Annotated in this window: 22 protein-coding genes and 1 pseudogene; 12 read left to right on the forward strand and 11 right to left on the reverse strand. The window is 61.9% G+C overall.

The features are described 5' to 3' along the window. The 5 genes from XI09_RS03355 to XI09_RS03375 all read left to right on the forward strand — a co-directional run. On the forward strand, positions 1 to 3,392 hold a 3,392-nt coding region (locus XI09_RS03355), incomplete at its 5' end, for a PAS domain S-box protein (protein ID WP_271565650.1). A 178-nt stretch (positions 3,393 to 3,570) separates the two neighbouring features. Continuing rightward, complete coding sequence (locus XI09_RS03360; RefSeq protein ID WP_271565651.1) at positions 3,571 to 6,207, forward strand: PAS domain S-box protein; 2,637 nt, start codon at positions 3,571 to 3,573, stop codon at positions 6,205 to 6,207. Between the two features lie 123 nt (positions 6,208 to 6,330). After that, positions 6,331 to 7,284: a substrate-binding domain-containing protein gene (locus XI09_RS03365; RefSeq protein WP_333939024.1), complete on the forward strand. Its 954-nt coding sequence runs from the start codon at positions 6,331 to 6,333 to the stop codon at positions 7,282 to 7,284. A gap of 56 nt (positions 7,285 to 7,340) precedes the next feature. Continuing rightward, a complete protein-coding gene (locus tag XI09_RS03370) occupies positions 7,341 to 8,132 on the forward strand; it encodes an ATP-binding cassette domain-containing protein (protein ID WP_271565653.1) in 792 nt (263 codons plus the stop codon). Beyond that, positions 8,129 to 9,148: an ABC transporter permease gene (locus tag XI09_RS03375; RefSeq protein ID WP_271565654.1), complete on the forward strand. Its 1,020-nt coding sequence runs from the start codon at positions 8,129 to 8,131 to the stop codon at positions 9,146 to 9,148. Before XI09_RS03370 ends, XI09_RS03375 begins: the two co-directional genes overlap by 4 nt. A 154-nt stretch (positions 9,149 to 9,302) precedes the next feature. Here XI09_RS03375 and XI09_RS03380 read toward each other — a convergent pair whose 3' ends face one another. From XI09_RS03380 to XI09_RS03425, 10 genes and pseudogenes are all read right to left on the reverse strand, one after another. After that, positions 9,303 to 9,581 carry a hypothetical protein gene (locus tag XI09_RS03380; protein ID WP_271565655.1) on the reverse strand — a complete coding sequence of 93 codons (279 nt, stop codon included), beginning with the start codon at positions 9,579 to 9,581 and terminating at the stop codon, positions 9,303 to 9,305. Positions 9,582 to 9,828: 247 nt separating this feature from the next. After that, positions 9,829 to 10,134, reverse strand: a complete 306-nt coding sequence (locus tag XI09_RS03385) for a hypothetical protein (RefSeq protein WP_271565656.1) — start codon at positions 10,132 to 10,134, stop codon at positions 9,829 to 9,831. A gap of 67 nt (positions 10,135 to 10,201) precedes the next feature. Next, on the reverse strand, positions 10,202 to 10,990 hold the full coding sequence (locus tag XI09_RS03390) for a 3-hydroxybutyrate dehydrogenase (RefSeq protein ID WP_271565657.1): 789 nt from the start codon (positions 10,988 to 10,990) through the stop codon (positions 10,202 to 10,204). Positions 10,991 to 11,052: 62 nt separating this feature from the next. Continuing rightward, a complete protein-coding gene (locus XI09_RS03395; RefSeq protein ID WP_271565658.1) occupies positions 11,053 to 11,844 on the reverse strand; it encodes an acetoacetate decarboxylase in 792 nt (263 codons plus the stop codon). A gap of 32 nt (positions 11,845 to 11,876) precedes the next feature. Further along, positions 11,877 to 13,047 (reverse strand): annotated as a pseudogene (locus XI09_RS03400) (DUF3734 domain-containing protein). 503 nt (positions 13,048 to 13,550) lie between these two features. Continuing rightward, positions 13,551 to 14,153 carry a PepSY domain-containing protein gene (locus XI09_RS03405; RefSeq protein WP_271565659.1) on the reverse strand — a complete coding sequence of 201 codons (603 nt, stop codon included), beginning with the start codon at positions 14,151 to 14,153 and terminating at the stop codon, positions 13,551 to 13,553. Positions 14,154 to 14,195: 42 nt separating this feature from the next. Next, positions 14,196 to 14,792 (reverse strand): hypothetical protein, encoded by a 597-nt coding sequence (locus XI09_RS03410; RefSeq protein ID WP_271565660.1) that lies wholly within the window; start codon positions 14,790 to 14,792, stop codon positions 14,196 to 14,198. Positions 14,793 to 14,832: 40 nt separating this feature from the next. Continuing rightward, positions 14,833 to 15,051 carry a hypothetical protein gene (locus XI09_RS03415; RefSeq protein WP_271565661.1) on the reverse strand — a complete coding sequence of 73 codons (219 nt, stop codon included), beginning with the start codon at positions 15,049 to 15,051 and terminating at the stop codon, positions 14,833 to 14,835. A 13-nt stretch (positions 15,052 to 15,064) separates the two neighbouring features. Further along, entirely contained in the window at positions 15,065 to 15,223 is a 159-nt protein-coding gene (locus XI09_RS03420) for a hypothetical protein (protein WP_271565662.1), read from the reverse strand. Further along, positions 15,220 to 15,426, reverse strand: a complete 207-nt coding sequence (locus tag XI09_RS03425) for a hypothetical protein (protein ID WP_271565663.1) — start codon at positions 15,424 to 15,426, stop codon at positions 15,220 to 15,222. Before XI09_RS03425 ends, XI09_RS03420 begins: the two co-directional genes overlap by 4 nt. Before the next feature lie 149 nt (positions 15,427 to 15,575). Between XI09_RS03425 and XI09_RS03430 the strand changes: the two genes are divergently transcribed. From XI09_RS03430 to XI09_RS03440, 3 genes are read left to right on the forward strand one after another with little or no spacing between them, the layout of a single operon-like run. Further along, positions 15,576 to 15,893 (forward strand): hypothetical protein, encoded by a 318-nt coding sequence (locus tag XI09_RS03430; protein ID WP_271565664.1) that lies wholly within the window; start codon positions 15,576 to 15,578, stop codon positions 15,891 to 15,893. Positions 15,894 to 15,897: 4 nt separating this feature from the next. After that, the gene (locus XI09_RS03435; RefSeq protein WP_271565665.1) at positions 15,898 to 16,335 is read left to right on the forward strand and encodes a hypothetical protein; all 438 of its coding nucleotides are present in this window, start codon (positions 15,898 to 15,900) and stop codon (positions 16,333 to 16,335) included. Between the two features lie 8 nt (positions 16,336 to 16,343). Beyond that, positions 16,344 to 17,018 carry a TetR/AcrR family transcriptional regulator gene (locus XI09_RS03440; RefSeq protein ID WP_271565666.1) on the forward strand — a complete coding sequence of 225 codons (675 nt, stop codon included), beginning with the start codon at positions 16,344 to 16,346 and terminating at the stop codon, positions 17,016 to 17,018. Between the two features lie 18 nt (positions 17,019 to 17,036). On the opposite strand, the gene XI09_RS03445 is transcribed toward XI09_RS03440, so the two are convergent. Beyond that, complete coding sequence (locus tag XI09_RS03445; protein ID WP_271565667.1) at positions 17,037 to 17,699, reverse strand: TetR/AcrR family transcriptional regulator; 663 nt, start codon at positions 17,697 to 17,699, stop codon at positions 17,037 to 17,039. Positions 17,700 to 17,834: 135 nt separating this feature from the next. Here XI09_RS03445 and XI09_RS03450 point away from each other — a divergent pair, with 135 nt between their 5' ends. Genes XI09_RS03450 through XI09_RS03465 form a run of 4 tightly spaced genes read left to right on the forward strand, consistent with a single transcriptional unit; the run spans position 17,835 to position 24,089 of the window. After that, a complete protein-coding gene (locus XI09_RS03450; protein ID WP_333939023.1) occupies positions 17,835 to 18,758 on the forward strand; it encodes a sensor histidine kinase in 924 nt (307 codons plus the stop codon). Further along, the gene (locus XI09_RS03455; protein WP_271565669.1) at positions 18,755 to 19,873 is read left to right on the forward strand and encodes an efflux RND transporter periplasmic adaptor subunit; all 1,119 of its coding nucleotides are present in this window, start codon (positions 18,755 to 18,757) and stop codon (positions 19,871 to 19,873) included. Before XI09_RS03450 ends, XI09_RS03455 begins: the two co-directional genes overlap by 4 nt. Then, positions 19,870 to 20,946 carry an efflux RND transporter periplasmic adaptor subunit gene (locus tag XI09_RS03460; protein ID WP_271565670.1) on the forward strand — a complete coding sequence of 359 codons (1,077 nt, stop codon included), beginning with the start codon at positions 19,870 to 19,872 and terminating at the stop codon, positions 20,944 to 20,946. The genes XI09_RS03455 and XI09_RS03460 overlap by 4 nt, the downstream gene beginning before the upstream one ends. Further along, positions 20,943 to 24,089 (forward strand): efflux RND transporter permease subunit, encoded by a 3,147-nt coding sequence (locus XI09_RS03465; protein ID WP_271565671.1) that lies wholly within the window; start codon positions 20,943 to 20,945, stop codon positions 24,087 to 24,089. Before XI09_RS03460 ends, XI09_RS03465 begins: the two co-directional genes overlap by 4 nt. Positions 24,090 to 24,337: the final 248 nt, after the last annotated feature.

Genomic DNA, 24,337 nt, shown 5'->3' on the forward strand with positions numbered 1-24,337 from the left:
TGAGCGCCCGCGTCTACCTAGCCTTCAGCAACCTCGCCAAACCGTCCACACGTCACTTTCCGGCCGGAGGCCCGATTGCGCGATATGTTTTCGATGCCGCGCAGCAGGCCGGCGATCTCACCTATGCGGCCTTTAGTTGCAATAACCTCCTGGTGCAGCTTCTCGCCGGCGGGGCTCCTCTCGCTGACGTGCAGCGCGAGGCAGAGACCGGTCTCCAATTCGCGCGCCGCTGTGGTTTTGCTCTCGTCGATAGCCTCGTTACCGTACAGCTCCGGTTGGTCCGAACCCTTCGAGGCCTCACACCCGCTTTCGGGTGCTTCGACGAGGACGGCTTCAACGAGGGAAAGTTCGAACAGGAGCTGGGGAGCACGCAGAGTCATGGGATTGTCGCCTGCACGTACTGGATCCGTAAACTGCAGGCACGCTTCCTCGCCGATGACAATGACGCCGCCATCGCCGCCGCCAACAAAGTAGAACGCCTTCTGTGGCTGACGCCGGCCATCTTCGAGCGAGCCGACTATCACTTCTATGCCGCACTCGCGTTGATCAGGATGTACGGGACTGCCTCTGCTGCGGAGCGCAGGCGCTACCGAAAGGCGTTGAAGGTTCATGAGCGTCAGCTCCGGGCGTGGTGCGAACATTGCCCGGAGAATTTCGCAAGCCGCTCCGCACTGCTCGGCGCAGAGATCGCACGCCTGGAGCGTCACGAACTTGATGCTGAACGTCTGTTCGAAAGCGCCATACGTTCGGCTCGTACCAACGGCCTCCTTCAGGAAGAAGCGCTCGCAACCGAGTTAGCCGCTCGCTTCTACATAGCGCGGGGCTTTGAGGACATCGCGCACCTATATCTGCGCAAAGCCCGCTCGTGTTACTTGCGTTGGGGCGCCGACGGCAAAGTTCAACAGCTCGACGACCAGCACCCGCAGCTCAGCGACGATGCGAGAGCGCCGGGGACGACAGGCACGATCGGAACACGTGTCGAACAGCTCGATCTCGCGACCATAATGAAGGTGTCGCAGGCGGTATTGGGCGAGATAAATCCGGAAAAGCTGGTCGATACGCTATTGCGAACGGCTATCGAGCGAGCCGGCGCAGGGCGGGGCCTGCTCATTTTCAATCAACGCGATGGACCACGGATCAAGGCATCGGCCAGGACGATCGGCGATTCGATAGTCGTCGAACGGAGCGAGGAGCCAGTAAGTGCTTCGATGCTGCCACTATCCGTCCTCAATCACGTGGTGCGAACTTCGGACATCGTTGTTCTGGATGACGCGGGGGTCCAACCGCCGTTTTCTGCCGATCCCTACATTATTGAGCGTCAGGCACGGTCTATCTTGTGCGTGCCCTTGCTCAACAGAACCAACTTCACCGGTGTGCTCTATCTGGAGAATAATCTCAGCCCCCGGGTCTTTTCGCCCAGGCACACCGCCGTTCTAAAGCTGCTGGCGTCGCAAGCTGCGATCACCCTGGAAAATGCCCTTCTGTATCGCGATCTCGAGCAACGCGAGGCGAAGATCAGGCGCCTCGTCGACGCAAACATCATCGGCATCTTTACATGGCAAATTCCGCGAGACGCTTCGGATGACGACCGGAGCCGTCTTCTCGAGGTCAATGATGCATTTCTCCAGATGCTCGGCTATCACCGGGACGATTTCGTTTCTGGTCGAATGCCGCGATCCGAGCTGACACCGCCTGAATGGCGGGAGAGAGATATGCAGACCGTCGCCGAATTGCGCGAGTTCGGCGTCTCCCAACCGTTCGAGAAAGAGTACTTGCGTAAGGACGGGAGCCGCGTGCCCGTCTTGATAGGCGGCGCATGTTTCGACGAAACAAGAACCGAGGGTGTCGCTTTCGTCCTCGATTTGACCGAACGCAAGCGGAAGGAGCAGGAGTTGCGAGCAAGCGAGGAGCGTTTTCGTACGCTCGTTCAATTCTCCTTCGACGTATACTGGGAATCCGACGCGCAGCATCGCTTTGTCCGCCAGGAATTTGATGAGGCGTTGGCCGACGCGCCGGCTCCCGGCTCCGAGATCGGCAAGACGCGCTGGGAGGTGCCTTATCTCGAGCCGGACGCGGAGGCGTGGCGCAAGCACCGCGAGATGCTTGACGCCCACTTGCCGTTCCGCGATTTCGAACTCGCGCGCCCCACGCCCGAGGGCGGCAAACGCTATGTCTCGGTCTCCGGGCTGCCGATATTTGATGAAGCTGGACGCTTTGCAGGATACCGCGGGGTAGGGCGGCACATCACGGAGCGCAAGAGAGCGGAAGAGGCGCTGCGACGCAGCGAAGCCTATCTCGCGGAAGCGCAGAGGCTGAGCGATAGCGGGGCGTTTGCCTTTGATGCCGACGGATCGCTGTATTGGTCGGAAGGACTCTACCAGATCTGGGGATTTGATCCGCTGGAGGGCATTCCACGGCGCGAAGTTTGGGAGCGACGGGTCCATCCAGACGATCGCAACAGAGTCTCCGAGGAACTACAGGAAGCGTTACGTCGAAAACGGGACTATGCGATCGAGTACAGAATCGTTCTCCCCGAAGGAGCTATTAAGCATCTCCGATCGATTGGTCACCCGTCATACTCCGCAGCGGGAGAATTTATCGAGGTCGTTGGGACCACAATCGACGTGACGGAGCGCAAACGGGCGGAAGTCGAGCGGGAGCAGCTGCGGCAGCTGGAAGCAGATCTCGCGCACCTCAACCGGCTGGGCGTGATGGGAGAGTTGACCGCCTCGCTGGCTCACGAGATTCTTCATCCGATCGCCACAGCACGCAATAACGCCCGTGCTGGCATGCGCTTCCTGGAATTGAAGCCTCCAAACCTGGGCGAGACAATGGAGGCGCTTGCCTGTGTTGTAAGGGATGCCGATCGAGCCAAGGAGATCGTTGGCCGCATTCGAGATCACGTCAAGAAATCGCCTCCGAGAAATGAACTCTTTGACCTCAATGAGGCCATTGATGAGGTGATCGTCATGGTCCGACATGCGATCGATCGACACAGGGTGGCGGTCCACACCAAACTGGAGGACGGCCTGCTTTCGGTTCGAGGCGATCGGGTTCAATTGCAGCAGGTCGTGCTGAATTTGATCCTGAATGCCGTGGAGGCAATGAGCTCGGTTGAGGAGGGGCCGCGCGAGCTATTGATTAGCACCGCGCCGAGCGAGACCAACGGCATCCTGGTCGCAGTGCGCGATTCCGGACCAGGAATCGATCCGGAACATCTCGACCTGGTTTTCAAGCCATTCCACACCACAAAGCCCAGCGGAATGGGAATGGGGTTGGCGATCTGCCAATCCATTATCGTGGCCCATGGGGGCCGTTTGTGGGCGGAGGTCAATCGGCCTCGAGGTGCGATATTTCAGTTCACTCTGCCGTCCGGCCTGGAAAACCCATGAGTCGTTTTCACGCGGCCTCCTGGACTGAAGGGCCGACTGCAGGCGACGTCCAAGATGCTCGTCATTCACGGGCTTGCGGAGACAACAGACTACGGTCGTTCAAGGCGTCGTCCGAGAGGGAGCCACCGTGAGCGTCGTCCCGAAATTGCTCCAGACAACGCCAGGCCAGAGGCGCCGATTGCAGGCGGTCGCCCAGTTGCTTTTGGGCATAGCTGGCCTGGCGTTGATCACCCTTGTCTGTTTTCGGCTTGGCCTTGGGGTTGCGAGGACGGGCTTTGCTTATGTGATTGTCGTCTCGCTGGTCTCGTTGCTAGGCAGCTTCAGCGCCTCAATCGTTCTATCGATCGTCGCCGCGGCCTGCTTGAACTACTTCTTCGCGCCGCCATTGTTCGAGTTCCGCATTGATCTTGCGGACGATATCGAGAGGATCGCGGCGTTTCTAACGACTTCGCTGGTCGTAACGGCGCTCATTACCAAGCTTAAGCGGGCGGCGAACGAGCTTCGCGAGTATCAAGCCATGTGGGTTAAGGCGGAGCGGATCGCGCGTTTTGGATGGTGGCAGCGAGACTTCGCCACCAATCGCGTGTCTCTATCGGACGAGGCCTCCCGGATTTTCGGCGTGCGGCCGGTCGACTTGGCGGACTGGCAGGGGCAATGGCTGGAACTAATTCATCCGGACGATCGGGCGAGAGTTGCCGAAGCCGCCGCCGCTGCGTTGGTGCCGGGCGGTCCGCGCTATGACGTGGAATACAGGTTGGTGCGTCCTGACGGCGCGGGGCGAGTGGTGCGTAGCCAGGGAGAGGTGGCCTGGGACGACTCGGGGCGGCCACGGCGCCAGTTTGGCGTCATGCAAGACATCACAGAGCTGAGGCATGCGGAACATGAGCTGCGCGCGAGCGAGATGCGCTTCCGCAGCTTGGTGGACCACGCATCCGACGCGTTCTTTCTCTATGACGAGCACGCGACCGTTCTCGATGTGAATCGGCAGGCGTGCGAGAACCTTGGCTATCGCCGCGACGAACTTATCGGGATGACCGCGTTCGACTACGGGCCGGATCTGACTCCGGCGCTTCTGCAACGCATTCGCGAGCGTCTCCGAGACGGGAAAACCGTAACGTACGACGGTCGTCATCGCCGAAAGGATGGAACGGTGTTTCCCGTTGAGGTCCGCATCCGTCCCCTCTGGCACGAGGGACAACTGCTGGCCGTTTCCCTGGACCGCGATATTACCGCGCGCAAGCGGGCCGAGGATGAGCTCCGCGCGAGCGAGGAGCGCTTCCGTACTTTCGCGGACTATGCGGCTGACGCCTTCTTTCTCTTCGACGACCATGCTGCCATTCTCGACGTGAATCGCCAGGCCTGCGAGAGTCTGGGGTACAGTCGGGAAGAACTGATCGGGAAGCATCCCAGCGATTTCGACGTCGATCTCGACGAGGCGTCGATCGCTCGCCTGAGAGAGCGCATGCTCGGTGGGGAAACGGTTACCTTCGAGACTCGTCATAGGCGCAAGGACGGCACCTCCTTTCCTGTCGAGATTCGCGGCGGCCAATTTGAGCAAGGCGGACGCCGTTATTTGAGCTTGGCGCGCGATATCACCGAGCGCAAGCGGGCGGAAGAGGCGCTGTTACGTAGTGAAGCCTATCTGGCCGAAGCGCAAAGGCTGAGCCATACCGGCACCGCGGTCTATAACGCCGAGGGAAATCTTTACTGGTCGGACGAATGCTACCGAATTTGGGATTTTGACCCGCTGCAAGGTCTGCCCGATGCGGACAGGATTTGGCAACGTATCCATCCAGACGATCGGGACAGAGTGTGGGAAGAAAACCAGAGGGCTCTGCATGAAAGTGGAGAGCATTCAGTCGAGTTTAGAATCTTCTGTGACGATGGGGCGGTCAAATACATCGAAGCGACCTTCCACCCTTTGCTCTCGCCGCAAGGGAATGTCGACGAGATAGTCAGTACGCACGTCGATGTGACCGAACGCAGACGTGCGCAAGCGCAAGCCGAACAACTACGCCAGCTGGAGGCAGATCTCGCGCATATGAATCGTCTGGGCATTATGGGAGAGTTGACCGCCTCGCTGGCTCACGAAATTCTTCATCCAATCGCCACTGTGCGCAATAACGCGCGTTCAGGCATGCGCCTGTTGGAAATGAGCCGGCCAAACCTCGGCGAAGTCAAGGAAGTGCTCGGCTGTGTTGTCAGGGATGCCGACCGAGCCAGGGACATCGTCGGCCGCATTCGTGATCACATCAAGAAAGCGCCTCCGCAAAACGAGATTGTAGACCTCGACGAGGCAATTGACGAGGTGATCGTAATGGTGCGAGCCGCGTTGGACAGGAACAGAGTCTCGGTCCGCACGCGACATATGGAGCATAGGGCTTGCGTTCGTGGCGATCGTGTTCAACTGCAGCAGGTGATGCTGAACCTGATCCTGAACGCGGTGGAGGCAATGAGTTCGGTGGGTGAGGGAACGAGAGAGCTATCGATCAGCATCGAACGGCAGGCGGAGGGAATCCTCGTCGCCGTGCGCGACTCGGGACCTGGAATTGAACCCGAACATCGCAACCGGATTTTCGAACCCTTCTACACGACAAAGACCAGCGGGATCGGGATGGGGCTGTCAATCTGCCGATCCATCATCGACGCCCATGGCGGTCGTTTATGGACAGACGCTGACCAACCCCGGGGCGCCGTATTTCGGTTCGCGCTTCCGGCAGTCGATGAAAGCTCAGACGTTTCCAGCTCAACATACCTCGAGACGCTGGCTTCCACCGAAGGAGGTTGCGTGCCCAAACCAGCTACGCTCGACTGAAGTCAGGAGCATAAGAACCCGCGTCTACAAAGTGAGTGGGAGAGTTACATGAACGGGATGAACAGTGGACAGAATCGTCGATCTGCCAGTGTATTCGCCGCCCTGCTGATCGCTGCGACAAACATGCTCGCGCTGGTCGGGCCGGCGACTCCGGCGCGCGCCGAGGTGCGCGACAAATGGTGCAGGGGCGTGCATCTCCGTTTCTTCGTTGGTGGCGCAGAAGGCGATTCATTCGCGACCATCGTGTACAACGGCGCCAAACAGGCCGAACGGGACTTCGGGCCGTCGGTCGACTACATTTTCTCGGGCTGGGATGTCGAGAAGATGATTCAGCAGCTCCGCGAGGCGATCGCGGTCAAGCCCGACGGCATCGCCATGATGGGGCATCCCGGAGACTCCGCCATCATGCCGCTCGCGGAGGAGGCCGCGAGCGCAGGAATCAAGATGATGTATCAGAACGTGCCCGTGCCTGGGGTCGTCGCGAAGTTCGGCGGCGGCTATGTCGGTGCCCAGGTCGCACAGCTTGGCCGTGCGCTCGGGGTCGAAGTAGTCAAGCGCGCCGGTCTGAAGCCCGGCGACGTCGCCTTCATGCAAGGTCCCTTCGAAAACGAGAATCGCGGCGCGCGCGAGCGCGGCACCGTTGCTGCGATGGAAGAGGCAGGCGTGAAGGTCATCAAGATCAACTCCCAGGCGGGGTGGGCCGCCGATCCGAATCTCGCTCTGCCGGTGATAGCCGCTGCACTTGCCAAGTACCCCGAGGTGAAGGCAATCGGCTATGGTGGCGGCCAAATGCTCGGCAACGTGCCCGTCTTCATGCAGGCCGCTGGCAGGAAGCCGGGCGAGGTGTTCAATTTCGGTGTCGATACAAGCCCGCAGGTGGTGGAGGGCTTCAAGGGCGGCTGGGTGCAACTGGCCGCCGATCAACAGCCTTTCATGCAGGGCTACCTACCCATCCTGGGGCTTTGCCAGCAAATCGTCTATCGTTTCACGCCGATCAGCGTGGATACCGGCGCCGGTTTCGTAACTCCCGATAACTATAGGGAGATTGCCAAGCTCGCCACCGAAGGTTTGCGATAGAGGATGCGAGCCCCCCGCTCGATCGGGCGGGGCGGATACCTGTCCCGGAGAATGCCATGGCGGAACGGCTTGTCGAGCTTCGCAATATCAGCAAATCTTTCGGAAGCATCTGCGCGCTCCGGGCCGTGAATGTCAGCCTCGGGAGCGGCGAGGTCGTCGGCCTCGTGGGCGACAATGGCGCAGGGAAGTCGACTTTGGTCAAGATTCTCGCTGGCGTCGTGCAGCCGACCTCTGGTGATATCCTGGTTCGTGGGCAATCGATGACCGGGTGGAACTCGGCACGATCGCGTGAAGCCGGTATTGAGACCGTCTTCCAGGATCGCGCGCTGGCTGTGCAGCAATCCGTCGTACGCAACATCTTCATGGGGCGCGAACTTGCCGGTCGTTTCGGCTGGCTAAAACTCGGCAAAGAGATACGTGAGGCCGAGCGGCTGATGCGGGAGATCGGGTTCACCTCGAGGCTCCTCTCACCGCATTCGGTGGTTGGACAGCTTTCCGGCGGAGAGCGACAGGGCGTTGCCATTGCTCGCGCGATCTACAACGAAGCGGAGTTGATTATACTCGACGAGCCGACGGCAGCGCTCTCGCTGGTCGAGACAGCCAAGGTATTTCGCTTCGTGCGTCAACTCAAGGCAAGCGGCCGCTCGGTCCTGTTCATCGGACACAACGTCCACCATGTCTACGATATTGCCGACCGCTTCATTGTTCTCGACCGCGGCAGGCTCATGCTTGAGGCAAACCGCGCTGAGTTGTCCTCAGCCGAGGCGCTCATCGCCTTCATGGAGGACGTCGTTCGGCGGGCTGCCACATTGGCTCCCGCTCTCGCCGGCGCGGGGAGGAGTCAGTGAACGAGCTTATCGAAACCGAAAAAGGAGAGGCGAGCGGGGACATCCCCATCATCAACCATCCAATACGGCGCTTCATCGACGCCAACCGCGCGCCACTCGGAACATTTGCTGTCTTCGTTGTGATGATGGCCGTTTTCATCGCTGCGAACCCGCAGGTCTTCTCGCAGTGGAACATCTATCGCTCGGTGCTGACGACACTTCCCGTCGCGCTCTTCCTGGTCGTGCCACTCGTGTTCGTCGTTACGGCGGGAGAAATCGACCTCTCCTTTCCCGCGACGATGGGCTTTTCCGCCTGGATCTTCGCGCTCGTCGTGCACGCAGGCTTTACGCCCTATCTCGGTGTCGTGGCCGGAACCGCGACTGGCATGATACTTGGGCTCATCGTCGGGTCGATCGTTGTGTATTTCAACCTGTCCTCGCTTGTCGCTACGCTCGGCATGAATTTTGTGCTGCGAGGCGTGATCCAGATTGCGAACGAGGGCATGCCGATCGCGCTGACGTCGCTCAGCGAGAGCTCGCTCAAGAGGATCTTCTCCAGTAACGTCCTTGGCGTGCCGACGCAGGCACTCTGGGGGCTCGCCTTTGTCATCTTTGCCGCGCTGCTCTTTAACCGGCATCGTTTCGGCGTCCACGTGAAGATCGTCGGCGACAATCCGGACAGCGCGCGTCAAATGGGGATCGACGTCGATTGGGTCAGGATCAAGACGTTCGTCTTCGTCGGAATAGGGGCAGCGTTTGCGGGAATTTTCTCGACCCTGATAAATTTCACCTGGTGGCCGACCGCCGGAGAGGGCTATTTTTTGCCTGTGCTCGCCTCGGTATTTGTTGGCGGCACGCCCACCTGGGGCGGAGTGGGCACAGTTGTCGGCGGCGCGATCGGCGCCCTGATCGTGTCCTTCATCCAAACCGGCGTGGTCGGCGCCGGGCTCTCCGGCTTCTACGTCCAGTTCTTCGACGGCGTCATCATCATTCTCGCCCTGATCGGCCATCGCTGGAATCAGCCGCGCTATCGCTAAGTCGCGGCAGACTCGGACGAGCGCATGGTGGTGCAGAACGTGCGGCGGGGGCCGGTGTGGCGGCCGCGGCACTCGCATCCCGGGAGCGCTCAGGGGCCGGTTCGGCGCTTCCAGGCCGCGTGAGCGCGGCCGCCACACGGTTTCGGTCGGCTGACTAGCGGTCACCTCCTTCCAAGGTTATCAACTCGTGGGCCGACAGAAACGCCAGGGTCAGTGATCGCAACAACGCCCACGTGTGTGTGGTGCAGGTCCAGTAGGCTATGGCGCCCGACGTGGCGATCGCCTCGATCGCCGGCGGTTGAGATGCGGCAACGCTCTTTGACGTCGGTACCGTCATGAGCTCCGAGAATGGCCGCCACATCAGCGCACCGCCACAGAAGCCGCGGACTTTTGCTGCGTTGAACCGATCAAGATGTCCTCGGCTCTTGAACATTTTAACGCTCCATTCGCTGGCGCGAGAGTGGCGAGTTCCGTTGGCGCTGTTTTGCTGTCGCACCGGAAGCACAAATGATGGCTGGAGTTCGCGTCGTAGTAATAAGTCAAGTCTCGCGGCGAATAGGGGCACTGGGCGCAGAGCTTCACTTTCATAGGTAGCTCCCGAGTTGGAGACGGCCTTTGTGCGTCGAAGACATATCAGAGCATGGCAACTATTGAGCGTTCGCTCCGGTCGTCGTGTCTCGTCACGTTCTCTGCCGCTCAGTACTCGCGGGCAGATCGACTTGATCTAGGCGGATCAGAAGACCGCTCATGTTGGCCGCAGCGTAGAATTCGCGCGGCTCCCCCAACCTCGAACGGGGCGGTAACACGTCCTCGTTGAACGCATGCTCGCACCGGCGCAGGGCGTCCGCCAGAGCCTCATCTCCGGCAAGATCAAGCGGCGTGCCATTTCTCGAACCTTCGAGCGAAGCGCTACCGCGCTCGCCGAAGCGGACGACCGGCAGGTTGCTGGATTCCTCGAGGTGACCGTCAATCCTGTCAGAAGACATGTCGTGCACTCCGTGTTGCGGGCGCGCCGGCGTTTGGCGGGCTCCGATGCTCGACGGGCGGCGGGTCCTATGCTGCCGTCCAGCCGCCATCGATCGCAAGATTTGCACCGGTGATCTGCGCGGCATCGTCGCTGCACAGGAACAACGCGAGCGAGGCGACCTGCTCGGCCGTGACGAACTCCTTCGTTGGCTGTGCCGCAAGCAGGACGTCACTGATGACCTGATCTCGCCTCAGCTTGCGTGCCTCCATCGTGTTCGGGATTTGCTTCTCGACCAGCGGCGTCCAGACGTAGCCGGGACTGATGCAGTTGCAGGTGATCTTCGACCGCGCGAGTTCGAGCGCCACAGTCTTGGTGAGGCCGGCGATGCCGTGCTTGGCGGCGACATAGGCCGATTTGAAGGGCGAGGCGACCAGTGAATGGGCCGAGGCCGTGGTGATGATGCGGCCCCAGCCGCGCTTCTTCATGCCGGGCACCGCCGCACGGATGGCATGGAATGCGGCAGACAGGTTGATCGCCAGGATCGCGTCCCACTTCTCGGGCGGAAATTCCTCGACGGGAGAGACGTGCTGGATGCCGGCGTTGTTGACGAGGATGTCCACGCTGCCGAAGGCTTTTTCTCCGAGCGCGATCAGGTCGACTATTTCGTTCGGCCTCGCCATGTCCGCGGGCGAATAGATCGCCTTGACCGCGAACTCGTCCTCGATTGCGGAGCGCTCCTTCTCGACATCGGCCGGAGCCCCCATGCCATTGAGCACGATGTTGGCACCGGCGCCTGCAAAAGCGCGCGCGCAAGCAAGGCCGATGCCGCTGGTCGAGCCGGTCACGACCGCCGTTTTATCTTTCAGAATACTCATCTCAATCGCTTGTTCTGTATGTTGGGTTGAAGCTCAGGGGGGCTCGGTTGCGTGAACTGCGGTCAGGTGACCAGACTTCGTTCCGAGGCGCGGAACGCAGGTCGGCTTGGTCCTTGCAGATAGTCATGGGCCACTCTGCCCAAGCCGAGCGTGAGATCTGCACGGATGTGAATCGCCGAGACGATCTCCAGGACGGGGAGATCGGCCACCGGCGCCAAGGCGTGCGGCGTCAGGGAGAGAGCCGCGGGCCCGGTCCAGGCGCCCTTCAGCGCAATCTGCTCGAGGTGGTATTCGACGAGCTCGCAGATGCGCGGGCTGCCGTCGACATGCGGGATGATCTTGAGCAGGAAGTTCGGCTCGCTGAGCGCTGCCTTGACCTGGTCAAGATCGGCTTCGCGGTGCTTGTAGCCCATCGTTCCCGTCGCAACCCGCAAGGGACCGTAGTCCAGCGTTCCGATCAGCGTGTCGATCTCGGTTCGCAATGTCGGCTGGGCCAGCTTTTTCGGAAAACCCCAGAGCTCGCGTCCGCCTGCAATCGGCCCTTCGTCGTTGAGGAACATGCAATGGTTGTAGCCGCCTCTCCGCCCACGGAAGGAGACAGGAATGACCTGGCCGCTTTCGGTGTAGTCGCCAAAGCCATTCGAATCCGGCATGCGGATGAATTCGTATTTGACAAGCGCTTCGTGTGCATCGAGCTCCAGCGGTTCGGGCACCACGGCGCGCAGCTTTGCCGGATCTGTGCGATAGGTGATGATCAAATATTCGCGGTCCACAAACCGATACGGTCCTGGCGGATAGGCCGGACTGGTCAGCGGCATTGCAAAGGCCCGCTTTCGTACTTCACTCTCACGCATTTGGTTCTCCCTGCAGCCGATGACGGCCGGACCTATTCGCGACCATCGTTCTCGAGGTCGAATGTGAAGACGCCGTCCGCGCTGGCGGGGCGCGTGAGCACCTCGGGATGTCGCAGCGTGCGGAGCGCATCGTGGTAACCGGCGCGCCAGTGATCCTGCATCGAAAGCCGGGAGAACTCGTAGTCCTTGGAGTGTCCTTCGTGATTGCGTGCGCGATAGATCAGGTGGACGATGTTGTAGACGTTGTGAGAGACAGCGGTGCTGAGGAGCTTCACGTCCTCATGTTCCTGTAGATCTTCCGGAAGCCGGCCCAACAGGGCGGTGAGCGCGCGGCGGAGGCGCTGCACGCGCTTGAATTGGTCGGTGCTTGCGCGCGTGCGGCTCGAATATTGTATTTCCTTTTGACGCGTGACGACCTCGGGCAGATTGCTCGGAAGCTGGCCCTTCGCGCTCCAGAGGTCGACCTGAAACGCCAGCATGTCCTGCGGCGCACTCCAGTCGATCACCCATTGCAGCGGCGTATTGGACACCAGGCCGCCGTCCCAGTAGTGCTCGCCCTCAATCTCCACCGCGGGAAAGCCCGGCGGCAGCGCGCCGCTCGCCATGATGTGCTCCGGCAGAATCGTATGGGTGCTGTTGTCGAAATAGACGAAATTGCCCGTTCTTACGTTGACCGCACCTGCACTGAAGCGCGTCATTCCCGCGTTCAGGCGATCGAAGTCGACCAGGCGCTCGAGCGTGCTCTTCAACGCACTGGTGTCGTAGAAAGCTGGTCGCCTCGGTCGTTCCACCGGAATGTAACCAGGGCATGAGGGGGCGCGCCGAGAAAAATCCGTTTGCGCCGCATGCCGCGGCAAAGCCGGCGCTCAACTGGTTGAGGACGTTGCGCGCATTGTCGTTGCGCCTACCGAGAAGTGGATTTCCAGACCAATCCCAGGGTGCAGTGGAGGTCACTTGCGTCCAGAAATCACGAAGCCGGTCAACACGGGACTCCGGCGGGTTGCCCGCAATGATCGCGGCGTTGATTGCGCCGATCGAAATGCCGGCAACCCAATCAGGATGGATGCCGGCTTCGGCGAGCGCCTCATAGACACCCGCCTGATAGGCCCCCAGAGCGCCGCCGCCCTGCAGCAGCAGGGCAATGCAGTCGAATGGCAGCCGCCTTTGGGTGGTCGGCAGGTGGGCTCGGGGCTGGAAGTTCATGGCTTGGCTTGCTTTCGAATGTGAGACGATTGACGTTGTGCGAGGGACGACAAAAGGTCGTTGAGGTGACGCGCTGGATTACAGCTCCAGTTCATCGAATGGCCTTCCGCGAGGCGCTGCTGCCCGGGATACCAAGTCCCGTGGGTGTTTGCCGTTAGTCCTGGCGGGCGGGACGCCAGCGCTATGTGCAGGGTGTGGACTGATCGAGGGACAAGCAGATTCGCCGCCCCGCGCGTGATGAACGGGATTGGCGGGTAGGGCGCGGCCTCGGGTCGTACCTGGGATCAGGCTTGCGCAGGCGAGCCCCAGGACCAGGACCAAGTTGAAGCACGCGATCTGCCGCATTGGTCTGAATTTGAATCGCTGGACCGCGTTCCGGCAGGCGCGCATCGTGTCTCTCTATTAAAGGAACTATACCGTATAGTTTAGTTAGTTGCGCCCAAATGTCGGATCAAGCAACTCACAAGATCGTGCACCGGCTGGCGGATCAATTGCGTTGTCGGTTAGTGCTGAGTCGCCCCCTGTCGTCCGACCTTGGGCGGCTCGAGCATCACTTCCTTCAAGCTGTCGCCGGTGGCGACGACGACCACGAAGTTGAGTTTTCCGTCCTGCTTCATCAGCCCACCGGCTAGCGCGTTTCCGGCCGCGGCCTTTTCCGCGACCCGCACCGCATCCGACAACTCCTGCTTGATCCACTTCAGGGCGATGATGTTGGCGAGATCTTCTCGATCGAGCTCCTTGAGGGATGACGTAACTTCCGCTTGCGACAATCTTCCGGTGTTCGCATCGATGACATTCTCGAAGACCCGCTCATTCCTGACCGTGCGTACGCGATAGACCGCCGGGCCCGATATCTCGAAGCTGATGTCCGCAGTCTTTGAGCCGTCATGCAGGCGCTCCGCAATCATCATGGCCTGATCGAGTGGTACCCGTGTGGCGCGGAATTGTTCGAGCACGCGGCGCATCGCTGCGTCGTCGACATTGCTCTGCGCGGTCGTATTTTGCTGTTCAGCATCGGCAGAGGCCTGTCCGACGCCGGCCATCGCTCCCGTGACAGCGAGTGCGGCGGAACAAACGATGAGTGCAAACAGCTGCTTCTTCGGCATCGGTTCATCCTGTGGTGTTCATTCGAAAACATGATTGATGGGTTAGTCGGGCATCAAGGCGTACCGGCAAGAACCGCGCTCACGCTTCAACGAAGCGCAGCTGCCGAAGCTGATCTCGAAGCCCGGATGTTGAGCAGATCGCCGCCGCTTTGCAGACCGCGCTTGAGCGAGCTTGCGCGGTCGGGCGGTGATCTCGTGTGGCCTGCTGGCTCGCCTTGCCTGATCGTGAACGGCGGGCTGCAACTGCGCCAGGCTTCCGCGAATGCGCAGATCAGTCGGCGCCCGCCTACTGTCGCTGAGACCGACGGCGGCGTCGACGACTTCAGTTTGAGGCTGTTGCGATGGAGCGTCGACGACATCGTGCTCGGTGGTATCGTGCTCAGCGAGGATCGGGGGGAGTCCGAACCCGCCTGTGTCGATGACAACCGCTTCAGGTCCTTTCAGCTCCGAGTGGATCCTGATCTGTGGCAGCGTAGAATGCGAGTCCAATCGGCTCGGCAACGGTGCGGGCAGTACCCAATCGGCTGCCAGGAGCAGCAAGAGCAACGCGCCCCCGACCGACAGAAAATAGGCTCGCAGGGGAAGCTCGGATTCGACAATGCTGCTCGCGTGTCTCGACAGCACAGACTTCCTGCTCATGGCACTTGGCTCTTGGTCATCGGACGAGTCCGTCTCATGCTCAGATACCCCAGGGGCGGGGATGCTGGCGCGCGCGTTCGGCATCGAGATAGCCGCGCTCGTCGATCCAGTCGGCCGGGCAATAGGCCATCGCCTTCGGGTCGATCAGATGCCCGTCGCGCTTGAGGGCCGTCCGCGTGCCCGTGAGTCCGGTCCACACTGAAGCGCCGGTGGTCGGCTCCACCTGCATGACATCGAACACTTCGATGAAGTTGAGCATGTCGGAAGTCCACTCAGGCGGCTGGCAGGGCAGGGCGCGTGGCCCCTTCAAGCGCGACGCCTCTGCGGATGAGTTCGGATTCGATCATGTCGAACATGCATTCGACCGGCGCGAGCCACACCGTGACCCCGCAGATGATGCAATCGCGGGCAAGCAGCAGGTCCGAGGTCATGCGAGACCCCGTCGGTTGGCCGCATGCCGCACCAGTGCGGGCTCGCGCTCGGCGAGTGCATGCACCCAGGCGAGCACCGAAATGGTGAGACCCAGCAGCAGACTCACGCCCACGAGTGACACGGCCACGATCAGGTTGAGCGACGCAACCGCAATCCCGGGCCAGGGATTTTCCCGCGCGAGCGCTAACAACAGGCTTGACATCTTTGACCTCCGAAATAAACTATACCGTATAGTTCGTATACAGCGCGGATCGGGGGATGTGTCAAGAGCAGAGACTCACAAGCCCGTATTCGCATCGGTCGGACGGCGGGGACTTCAGAGTGAGGCCATGATCCCCGCTCGGAAAGCAGATGGCTCAACTTGAGAAAGAATCCGATATGTTCAAGAACCGGTTGGTGCTCGCAGTGCTGGTGTTCGCTGCGTTGGGCGCCGCTGCGTTCGCGCAGGAGGACCGCGGCACAGCTGAGCAGAGAGCGGCGTGCATTTCTGACGCGTTTCGTCTGTGCGCCAGCTACATCCCAGACGCCACGAAGGTGGAGGCCTGTCTTAGGCAAAATAGGTCCGGCTTGAGCGATGCTTGCAGAGCCGTCTTCGAACACGCGGCCGCCCCTGCTTCGGTCAGCACCATAGGGTCGCGCCGGTATCGTGGCGCAAAAGATGAGGAATGATCGTATGAACACGATCTATGTTCCTGCTTTCGCTGCGTTCGGGGGCTCGGCGTTCGGAGCGATTTCCACGATCGTAACGGGATGGGTGACACGGCGCCGCAGACTCCGCGAGCGCCATCACGCGCACGCGACGTCGAAGCGTGAAAAGCTGTATCGAAGCTTCATTGAGGAGGCGTCCCGGCTTTATGCGGACGCGCTCACCAGCGACAAATCCGAGATCCCGGCGTTGGTGAATTTGTATGCGCTTATCGGGCGCATGCGGATTCTGTCCGATGATGAGGTGGTCCACGCCGCGGAGCGGGCAGGCCGACTGATCATCGAAACCTACCTTGCGCCGAACACGTCGTTCGTCGACCTGCCGGGCTTCCTGGAGGAGATGGATCCGCTGCGTGAATTCGGCGAGGCCTGTCGGCGTGAAATGCACGCGATTCCGTTGCGCTGAGGCCGAGCATGCTGAAGGCGCAGACGACCCGCCAGGCTGGATTGTCGTGCACGCGTGAACGGATTGTGCAGGCTGCAATCCGCTTGTACCGGGAGATCGGGTACCGAAAGACCACGGTTGCCGACGTCGCTCGCGGCGCAGCAATGTCCCCCGCAAATCTCTACCGGTTCTATCCCTCCCGCCGAGCGCTCGAGGAGGCCGTCGTGACGGAGCTGCTTGAGGAGGTGTCGGCGGCGGCCGCAAGTGCAGCGCGAAGCGGCCGCTCGAGCCTGGAGCGCCTGAATGCAGCATTTGGTGCGATCTCCCGGATGCATGAACACCGGCTGACAAACGATGTCCGATTGCACGAACTGGTGGTCGCCGCAGGACAAGCAAACTGGCCGGCCAGCCTGTCCCATGCGGATCGCCTTCGCGGTGTCGTGCGCTCCGCCATCGCGGACGGACAGGCCAGTGGCGAGTTTCGAGCAGGAAGCCCGATGGCGCTGGCTTGCTGCCTGCTCGATGCGATGGACGCATACCTCAATCCGTCCCGTATCAAGGCGACCGCTGTTCGGCCGGCCTTCAACGAGATGATGAGTTTTTGCGCCGGAGCGCTCAGCAATGCAGCGTCTGTTAAGGCGACGTCGTTTCAAGTGACCAGCATCGGGGCCGATTTGCGTTACAAGTCCGTCTGTCGAACCTAAAGCGCGGCGATTGCCGGCTCACGGCGTCCAGTCCGCCTCGCAGGCCGCAAGGAAAAAGCCGACACGTTCGCGCATGAAGGACGGCAGCTCCCGTCTCAGCTCCTTCGGAGTTTCCCCCACCAAGGAACGAAACAGCATCGGCAGCAGGATCAGATCCAGGAAGATCTGAGCGGTGGCAAGGCTTCGCTTGCCGCTGAAAGGGCCTTTTGGCGAGCGCGCGAGCTTCTGCGTCGTTTCATTCAAGAGCTGGGAAACGGCGTTGACGGAGCGACCGCGCGCGGCATCGTGGACGTTGCGGCTCAACTCGGGGAAGCGTTGCGCTTCGGCAATCGTGGCGCGGACCATGCCCAACGATTCTTCGATGACCTTCTCCACCACGGTGGTTCCCAGACTCGAGAGCTTGTCCTGAAGGCTGCGGCCCTCGGGCTCGAAGCCTTCGAAATCGGTCAGCCCGCTGATGGTGCGGGCCACCACCGCCGCGAACAGTGCCTCCTTGCCGGGGAAGTGCGCGTAGATGGTCGGCTTGCTCGCCGGCGCCAGCTCGGAGATGTCGTCAATGCTGGCACTACGATAGCCCTTCTCGAGAAAAAGCTGCTGGGCGGCATCGAGGATCCTGGCCTGGACGTCACCGGCAAGGTCTTTGGGTGGTCTGCCCCGTTTCGGGGTGCTCTTCTTGGTCATCCGTCGATCTCCCAATCACGGCACTGTGCGCGCGCAGATCGACTTGACACGTCCACTTGCAAAAGGCAAGAAAACAAAATATACGGTATAGTATCTTTAATGCGCGGGGCTGTGGCGGCCGTCCCGAAGGTCGGGATGCGCAAGAGAGAGCGCGCCCCATCGTCCAATCCATCTCAGGAGAACGCAGTGAGTGTGTTGAGCCCAGACCCGCAGCTTCCGCAAGATGACTCCTTGTTGCGGGAATTGCATCACAGAGTCGCCAGCGGCGTAGACTCAGTGATCGACCTGGTCTCAGCCGCAATCATTCGGGCCGAGGGCGCTGAAGCAAAGGCCGCCTTAAGCAATGTGATCGGTTTGCTGCACGGACATGCCGAGGTGCATCGGATGCTCGCCATGCCCCAAGGTGAGGCCCTCATCGACGCTGCAGCTTACATCGAAAAACTAGGCTGCGCCATGCGCCAGTCCCAGCTTGACGGAATGGATATCCAACTGACATTCGCCTCTGAATGTCTGCCCCTTCAGTCGCAGCGGTGCTGGCGGCTTGGTCTGATCGTCCATGACCTGATCGCAACTGCGGCCAAACATGCCTGTTTCGATGCGCGCACCGGTGAGATCGAGGTCAGGTTGACCCGGAGGGGCGGGCTGGTGAATTGCGTCGTGCTGGACAACGGCTCGCGCTCCGCGCGGTCGGATTCGGCGCGGAGACTTCGGGCCGATAATGATGTTGCCAGGAGCCTGGGTGGCCGGGTCGAGCAGGGCTTCGGCAGCGAGTTCACGTCCGTTGTCCTGTCCTTTCCACTCACGGAGCGTGAGCGGCAGGCGAATTGGGGGATAGCGACGCGCCGCATGAGGCGGATGCGGCCACTGAAGGTCAAGGCAGCCGACCTCGCGCCTCTTCGCGTATCGGTCGGGCCCTCATGCGAAGTGCGTCATCCCGTTGCAGCACAGCCGGATCCGCAACCGTCGCATATGCACGGGGACGAACTGGTCTCGCCGTGCAGACCGTCGGATGCCTTAGGTCAACTGTTGACACCCTCTCACCGCATGGTCGCGCTATGAAATTGCTTCGTCTGAACCCCGCCGAAACCAGGCGCGCGCTGAAGCCTCTGGGCGGCCTGGCCCTCGCGCTTATTGCTGCCGCGCTCGGCGGCTGCGACGATCACGCCACCATTCCTCCCACGCGCGCCGCGTTCGTGCGCACGGAGGTCGTCCAGCCGAAGGACCGGCAAGCTTCCATCACCCTGACCGGTGAGGTGCAGGCCCGCTTTCGGGCGGATCTCTCGTTCCGCGTCAGCGGGCGCGTCCTCGCGCGCTATGTCGATGTCGGGACTCACGTGAAGGCCGGCGAAGTGCTGGCCATTCTCGACCCGGCCGAGCAGGAGGCCGACGTCGACGCCGCCACCGCCGCCGTTCTCGCCGCAGAATCCCAGCTGCGCGTGGCAAGGGCGACTTTCGATCGGCAGACGGCGCTGATCGCAAGCGGCTTCACCACGCGCACGGCCTACGACCAGGCGCAGGAAGGGTTGCGAACCGCGGAAGGTGTGCTTGAAGCGGCAAGAGCGCAGCTCGGAACTGCGAAGGACGTTCTCGGCTATACCGCGCTGCGAGCCGAAGCCGACGGTGTCGTCACCGCACGCAGTCTGGAATCGGGTCAGGTCGTACAGGCTGCCCAACCGGTATTTTCGCTGGCGCAGGACGGGGAGCGGGACGTCGTCTTTGACGTCTACGAGTCCATTTTCCTCGGAACTGCCGACCGAAGCAGCGTTTCGTTGACGCTGGTCTCCGATGCGACCGTGACCGCAAGCGGCGAGGTTCGGGAGGTTTCGCCGGCCGTCGACGCCAGGAGCTCGACCATTCGGGTCAAGGTGGCGATCAAGGACCCGCCTGCCGCAATGACGCTTGGAAGCGCCGTCGCGGGGACCGTGAGAGTGACGGCCGAGCGGCAGATCGCATTGCCCTGGCGTGCATTGATGGCGGTGGGCACCAGCCCTGCGGTCTGGACCGTCGATCCGGTGACGCGGACCGCCTCGCTGAAGCCGGTGACAGTCGGTGGCTACGAGGCCGGGGAAGTATTGATCAAGGCAGGTCTGGATCCGGGCGAGCGCGTCGTCGTCGATGGCGGCAAGCTTTTGAGCGTGGGCCAACTCGTGACGTATGAAGGAGAACCCTCGTGACGGGTCGCGCAATGATCGTGGCGGGGCCGCTTGCATGCGCGCTCGCGCTTGCCGGATGCCAGCAGGAGACGAAGGCGCCCGAGGCCGTGCGGCCCGTCCAGTCGCTGCTTCTCGCAGCGGACCACGGCGACGATGCCGTTGCGGTGGGCGTTATCGAGCCGCGCTACAAAACCAATCTCGGCTTCCGCGTGCTGGGACGTCTGATCACGCGTCCCGTCTACGTCGGTGATCTCGTGAATGAAGGACAGGCGGTCGGCACAATTGATTCGACCGCCCTCGAGCTCGCCGTTCGTGCGGCCAAAGGCCAGCTTGCCAAGGCCGAGGCGCAGTTCGCGACCGCGCGAGCGACCGAGGAACGGCAGCGAACGCTCATTGCCACCGATGCAACCACAAAGCAGACGCTGGATAACGCCGAGCAGGCGCGCGCCGGCGCGGAAGCGACGGTTGCGCGCGAACAGGCAAATCTGACCAAGGCGATCGAGCAGCTCGGCTATTCGCAGATCAAGGCCGACTTCGCCGGTGTGGTCACCGCAGTCGGTGCGGACGTCGGCCAGGTGGTGTCCCCCGGCCAAAGCGTAGTGACGATCGCAAGGCCCGATATCCGCGAAGCGGTCGTCGATATCGGACCGGACTTTCCGTTGCCGCTGGAGGTCGGTCTGGCGTTCACGGTCAGCCTGCAGCTCCTGCCGGCGGTTCAAGTGGAAGGCAGCGTTCGCGAGATTGCGCCGCAAGCCGATCCGGTAACGCGCCTGCGGCGGGTCCGCATTGCACTCAGCAATCCGCCTGACAGCTTCCGGCTCGGCGCGACCGTCACGGCAAAGCTCGGCAGGCAGCAAGCCCCGGCTCTGCGTCTGCCTGCGTCGGCGCTGCTCACGAAGGATGGCGCCAATTTCGTCTGGATCGTCAATCAGCCCGCCAACACGGTGTCGCTGCAAAGAATCGATGTGGTGGCTGGCCAAACGGGAGCGCGCGTCACCGGCGGACTTGCTCCTGGCGCGCGCGTCGTCACCGCCGGGGTCCACAGTCTCAAGCAAGGACAGCAAGTCCGTATCGAACAGGATCAGCAGCCATGAAGTCGTTCAATCTCTCCGACTGGGCGCTCGGTCATCGCTCGCTCGTCTGGTATTTCATGATCGCCTTCATGGCGGCGGGTCTTTTTGCCTATCTCCAGCTGGGACGGCAGGAAGACCCCGACTTCACCATCAAGACCATGGTCGTCCAGGCGCAGTGGCCGGGTGCGTCACCCGAGGAGATGACGCGCCAGATCACCGACCGGATCGAGAAGAAGCTCGAGGAGCTGGAATCGCTCGATTACACCAAGAGCGTGACGGTTGCGGGCCAGACCACCGTCTTCGTCTATCTGCGCGACAGCACCAAGGCCGCCGACGTGAAGCCGACCTGGATTCGCGTTCGCAACATGATCGCTGATATCAAGGGCGACTTCCCGCAAGGGGTGATCGGGCCCGGCTTCAACGATCGCTTCGGCGACGTGTTCGGCAACATCTATGCCTTCACCAGCGACGGCCTGAGCCAACGTCAGCTGCGCGATCATGTGGAGGACATCCGTGCCAAGGTCCTGACCGTGCCCGATGTCGGCAAGGTGGACATCCTGGGCGCGCAGGACGAGGTGATCTATCTCGAATTCTCCACCCGCAAGATCGCAGCCCTTGGCCTCGACGTTCACGCGATCATGAGTTCCTTGCAGGGGCAGAATGCGGTTGCCCCATCCGGCGTATTCCAGGAGGGGCCTGAGCGGATCAGCGTACGCGTGAACGGCCAGTTCACGTCAGAGGCAAGTCTGAAGGCGGTCAATCTGCGCATCAACGATCGCTTCTTTCCCCTGACCGACGTCGCAACCGTCAAGCGCGGTTATGCCGATCCGGCCAAGACCCTGTTCAGGTATAACGGGGAGCCGGCGATCGCCCTTGCCATCGGCATGAAGTCCGGTGCGAATCTGCTGCACTTCGGCGAGGCGCTGAAGGAGGAGATGTCGAGAATTACGGCCGACTTGCCGGTCGGCGTCGGCGTTCACCTCGTCGCCGATCAGCCCGTCGTTGTCGAGCATGCCGTGTCCGGCTTCACCGAGGCGCTGTTCGAGGCCGTGATCATCGTTCTCGGCATCAGCTTTCTCAGCCTGGGCATGCGCGCCGGCCTCGTCGTGGCGATCGCGATTCCGCTGGTTCTCGCCATCACCTTCGTCGTGATGGCCTATGCCGGCATTTCGCTGCAGCGAATCTCGCTTGGCGCCCTGATCATCGCGCTCGGCCTGCTGGTCGATGATGCTATGATTGCCGTCGAGATGATGGTCGCGCGGCTCGAGGTCGGCGATCCCCTGGAAAAGGCGGCAACGCACGTCTACACCTCGACCGCCTTTCCCATGCTGACCGGAACGCTGGTGACCGTGGCCGGCTTCATTCCGATTGGGCTCAATAGCAGCAATGCGGGCGAGTTCACCTTCACGCTGTTCGTGGTCATCGCCGTCTCGCTGATCGTCTCGTGGATCGTGGCGGTGCTGTTCACGCCGTTGCTCGGCGTCACCATCCTGCCCGCCAGGATGAAGGGCCATCATGAGCAGAAGGGGCGCGTGGCGCAGTTGTTCGCGCGTCTCCTGCTCTTCTGCATGCACCGCCGCTGGACGACGATTGGCGTTACGGTTGCAGCCTTTCTGCTGGCGCTGTTCGGCATGAATTTCGTGCAACAGCAATTCTTCCCGTCCTCGGATCGCGCCGAGCTCGTGGTCGACTGGAATTTGCCGCAGAACGCATCCATTGCCGATACCAACGCGCAGATGGCGCGCTTCGAGCGCGAACAGCTCCAGGGCAACAATTCGGTCGACCACTGGTCGTCCTATGTCGGCACCGGCTCGCCGCGCTTCGTCCTGTCCTTCGACGTGCAAACCGCCAACACCTGGTTCGGCCAGATGGTGGTCGTGACCAGGGGCGGCATCAAGGCCCGCGACCAGGTCAAGGCGCAGTTCGAGGACTACCTGAAGAAGACGTTCCCCGGAACTGACACCTACGTCAAGCTGCTCGAGGTCGGTCCCCCGGTGGGGCGCCCCGTGCAGTATCGCCTGAGCGGGCCCGACATCGCGAAGGTGCGAGACCTCTCGCAGAAGCTTGCCGGTATCGTGCGGAGCAGCCCCGATCTCGGCAATGTCGTGTTCGACTGGATGGAGCCGGCCCGCGTCGTCAAGGTGGACGTTCTCCAGGACAAGGCGCGCCAGCTCGGCGTCACCTCGGAGGACATTGCCACCACCTTGAACTCCGTGCTCGAGGGCACGCCGATTACCCAGGTGCGCGACAGCATCTATCTCGTCAATGTCACGGGACGTGCGACCGCGCCGGAACGTGCCTCCATAGACACCCTGCGCGACCTGCAATTGACCGGGCTCGGCGGCCAATCCGTGCCGCTCGGTGCCGTGGCCAATCTGCGTTACGAGCTCGAGCAGCCGACGATCTGGCGGCGCGCGCGAATCCCCACCATCACGTTGAAGGCCGGCATCGTCGGTAACGTGCAGCCCAAGACGATCGTGGACCAGCTCGCGCCGAAAGTCGCGGAATTCACCAAGGCGCTGCCGGCCGGCTATTCGGTGAAGATCGGCGGGTCCGTCGAGGAGAGCGCCAAGAGCCAGGCGCCGATCGTCGCCGTCGTTCCGCTCATGCTCTTCGTCATGGCCACGGTGCTGATGATCCAGTTGCAGAGCTTCCATCGCCTGTTTCTGGTGTTCGCGGTCGCGCCGCTGGCTGTAATCGGTGTCGTCATGGCGCTGCTGCCGAGCGGTGCTCCGCTCGGCTTCGTCGCCATCCTCGGCGTGCTCGCCCTGATCGGCATCCTTGTCCGAAACTCGGTGATCCTGATCGTGCAGATCGAGGATCTCAGGAAGGAGGGACGACCGGCCTGGGACGCGGTGGTGGAAGCGACCGAGCATCGCATGCGGCCAATTCTGTTGACGGCGGCCGCGGCAAGCCTCGCGCTGATTCCGATCGCGCGCGAGATCTTCTGGGGGCCGATGGCCTACGCGATGATGGGCGGCATCATCGTCGGCACGCTGCTGACGCTGCTGTTCCTGCCGGCGCTGTACGTGGCCTGGTTCCGCATTCATCCCGATCAAGGCGACCAATCACCGACCCACGAACACCCGGCGCCTCTGTACGACACTTCGCCGGAGCAGATGTCCGCGCCCAAGTCGGTGCCGGTTCTCGAAACGCAGATCTAAAGGAAAAGCACAATGCCTCGTAAAATGGTTCTGATACTGTCCGTCAGTGCGACCATCGCAACGATCACGCTGGCGCCAAATGCCGCGTCCGCGCAATTCCCCCCGCCGCCCCCTATGGCCGGGCCTCCGCCGATTGCGGCCGGCGGGCCGCCTCCGCTGGCAGCCGGGGGTCCTCCGGCCTTCGCGGCTCGTCCGCCGATGGGGCCTGCCGGTGCGCCACGTGCCGGCCTCGGCGGCCCGGCGCCTCG

The sequence above is a fragment of the Bradyrhizobium sp. CCBAU 11386 genome (assembly GCF_028128955.1).
Lineage (GTDB): Bacteria > Pseudomonadota > Alphaproteobacteria > Rhizobiales > Xanthobacteraceae > Bradyrhizobium.

Excerpts from the sequence above, each read along its gene's own strand:
- XI09_RS03365 (WP_333939024.1), top strand. The coding sequence starts at position 6,331 with ATGCTCGCGCTGGTCGGGCCGGCGACTCCGGCGCGCGCCGAGGTGCGC.
- XI09_RS03370 (WP_271565653.1), top strand. The coding sequence starts at position 7,341 with ATGGCGGAACGGCTTGTCGAGCTTCGCAATATCAGCAAATCTTTCGGA.
- XI09_RS03380 (WP_271565655.1), bottom strand. The coding sequence starts at position 9,581 with ATGTTCAAGAGCCGAGGACATCTTGATCGGTTCAACGCAGCAAAAGTC.
- XI09_RS03385 (WP_271565656.1), bottom strand. The coding sequence starts at position 10,134 with ATGTCTTCTGACAGGATTGACGGTCACCTCGAGGAATCCAGCAACCTG.
- XI09_RS03390 (WP_271565657.1), bottom strand. The coding sequence starts at position 10,990 with ATGAGTATTCTGAAAGATAAAACGGCGGTCGTGACCGGCTCGACCAGC.
- XI09_RS03395 (WP_271565658.1), bottom strand. The coding sequence starts at position 11,844 with ATGCGTGAGAGTGAAGTACGAAAGCGGGCCTTTGCAATGCCGCTGACC.
- XI09_RS03405 (WP_271565659.1), bottom strand. The coding sequence starts at position 14,153 with ATGCCGAAGAAGCAGCTGTTTGCACTCATCGTTTGTTCCGCCGCACTC.
- XI09_RS03410 (WP_271565660.1), bottom strand. The coding sequence starts at position 14,792 with ATGAGCAGGAAGTCTGTGCTGTCGAGACACGCGAGCAGCATTGTCGAA.
- XI09_RS03415 (WP_271565661.1), bottom strand. The coding sequence starts at position 15,051 with ATGCTCAACTTCATCGAAGTGTTCGATGTCATGCAGGTGGAGCCGACC.
- XI09_RS03420 (WP_271565662.1), bottom strand. The coding sequence starts at position 15,223 with ATGACCTCGGACCTGCTGCTTGCCCGCGATTGCATCATCTGCGGGGTC.
- XI09_RS03425 (WP_271565663.1), bottom strand. The coding sequence starts at position 15,426 with ATGTCAAGCCTGTTGTTAGCGCTCGCGCGGGAAAATCCCTGGCCCGGG.
- XI09_RS03430 (WP_271565664.1), top strand. The coding sequence starts at position 15,576 with ATGGCTCAACTTGAGAAAGAATCCGATATGTTCAAGAACCGGTTGGTG.
- XI09_RS03435 (WP_271565665.1), top strand. The coding sequence starts at position 15,898 with ATGAACACGATCTATGTTCCTGCTTTCGCTGCGTTCGGGGGCTCGGCG.
- XI09_RS03440 (WP_271565666.1), top strand. The coding sequence starts at position 16,344 with ATGCTGAAGGCGCAGACGACCCGCCAGGCTGGATTGTCGTGCACGCGT.
- XI09_RS03445 (WP_271565667.1), bottom strand. The coding sequence starts at position 17,699 with ATGACCAAGAAGAGCACCCCGAAACGGGGCAGACCACCCAAAGACCTT.
- XI09_RS03450 (WP_333939023.1), top strand. The coding sequence starts at position 17,835 with ATGCGCAAGAGAGAGCGCGCCCCATCGTCCAATCCATCTCAGGAGAAC.
- XI09_RS03455 (WP_271565669.1), top strand. The coding sequence starts at position 18,755 with ATGAAATTGCTTCGTCTGAACCCCGCCGAAACCAGGCGCGCGCTGAAG.
- XI09_RS03465 (WP_271565671.1), top strand. The coding sequence starts at position 20,943 with ATGAAGTCGTTCAATCTCTCCGACTGGGCGCTCGGTCATCGCTCGCTC.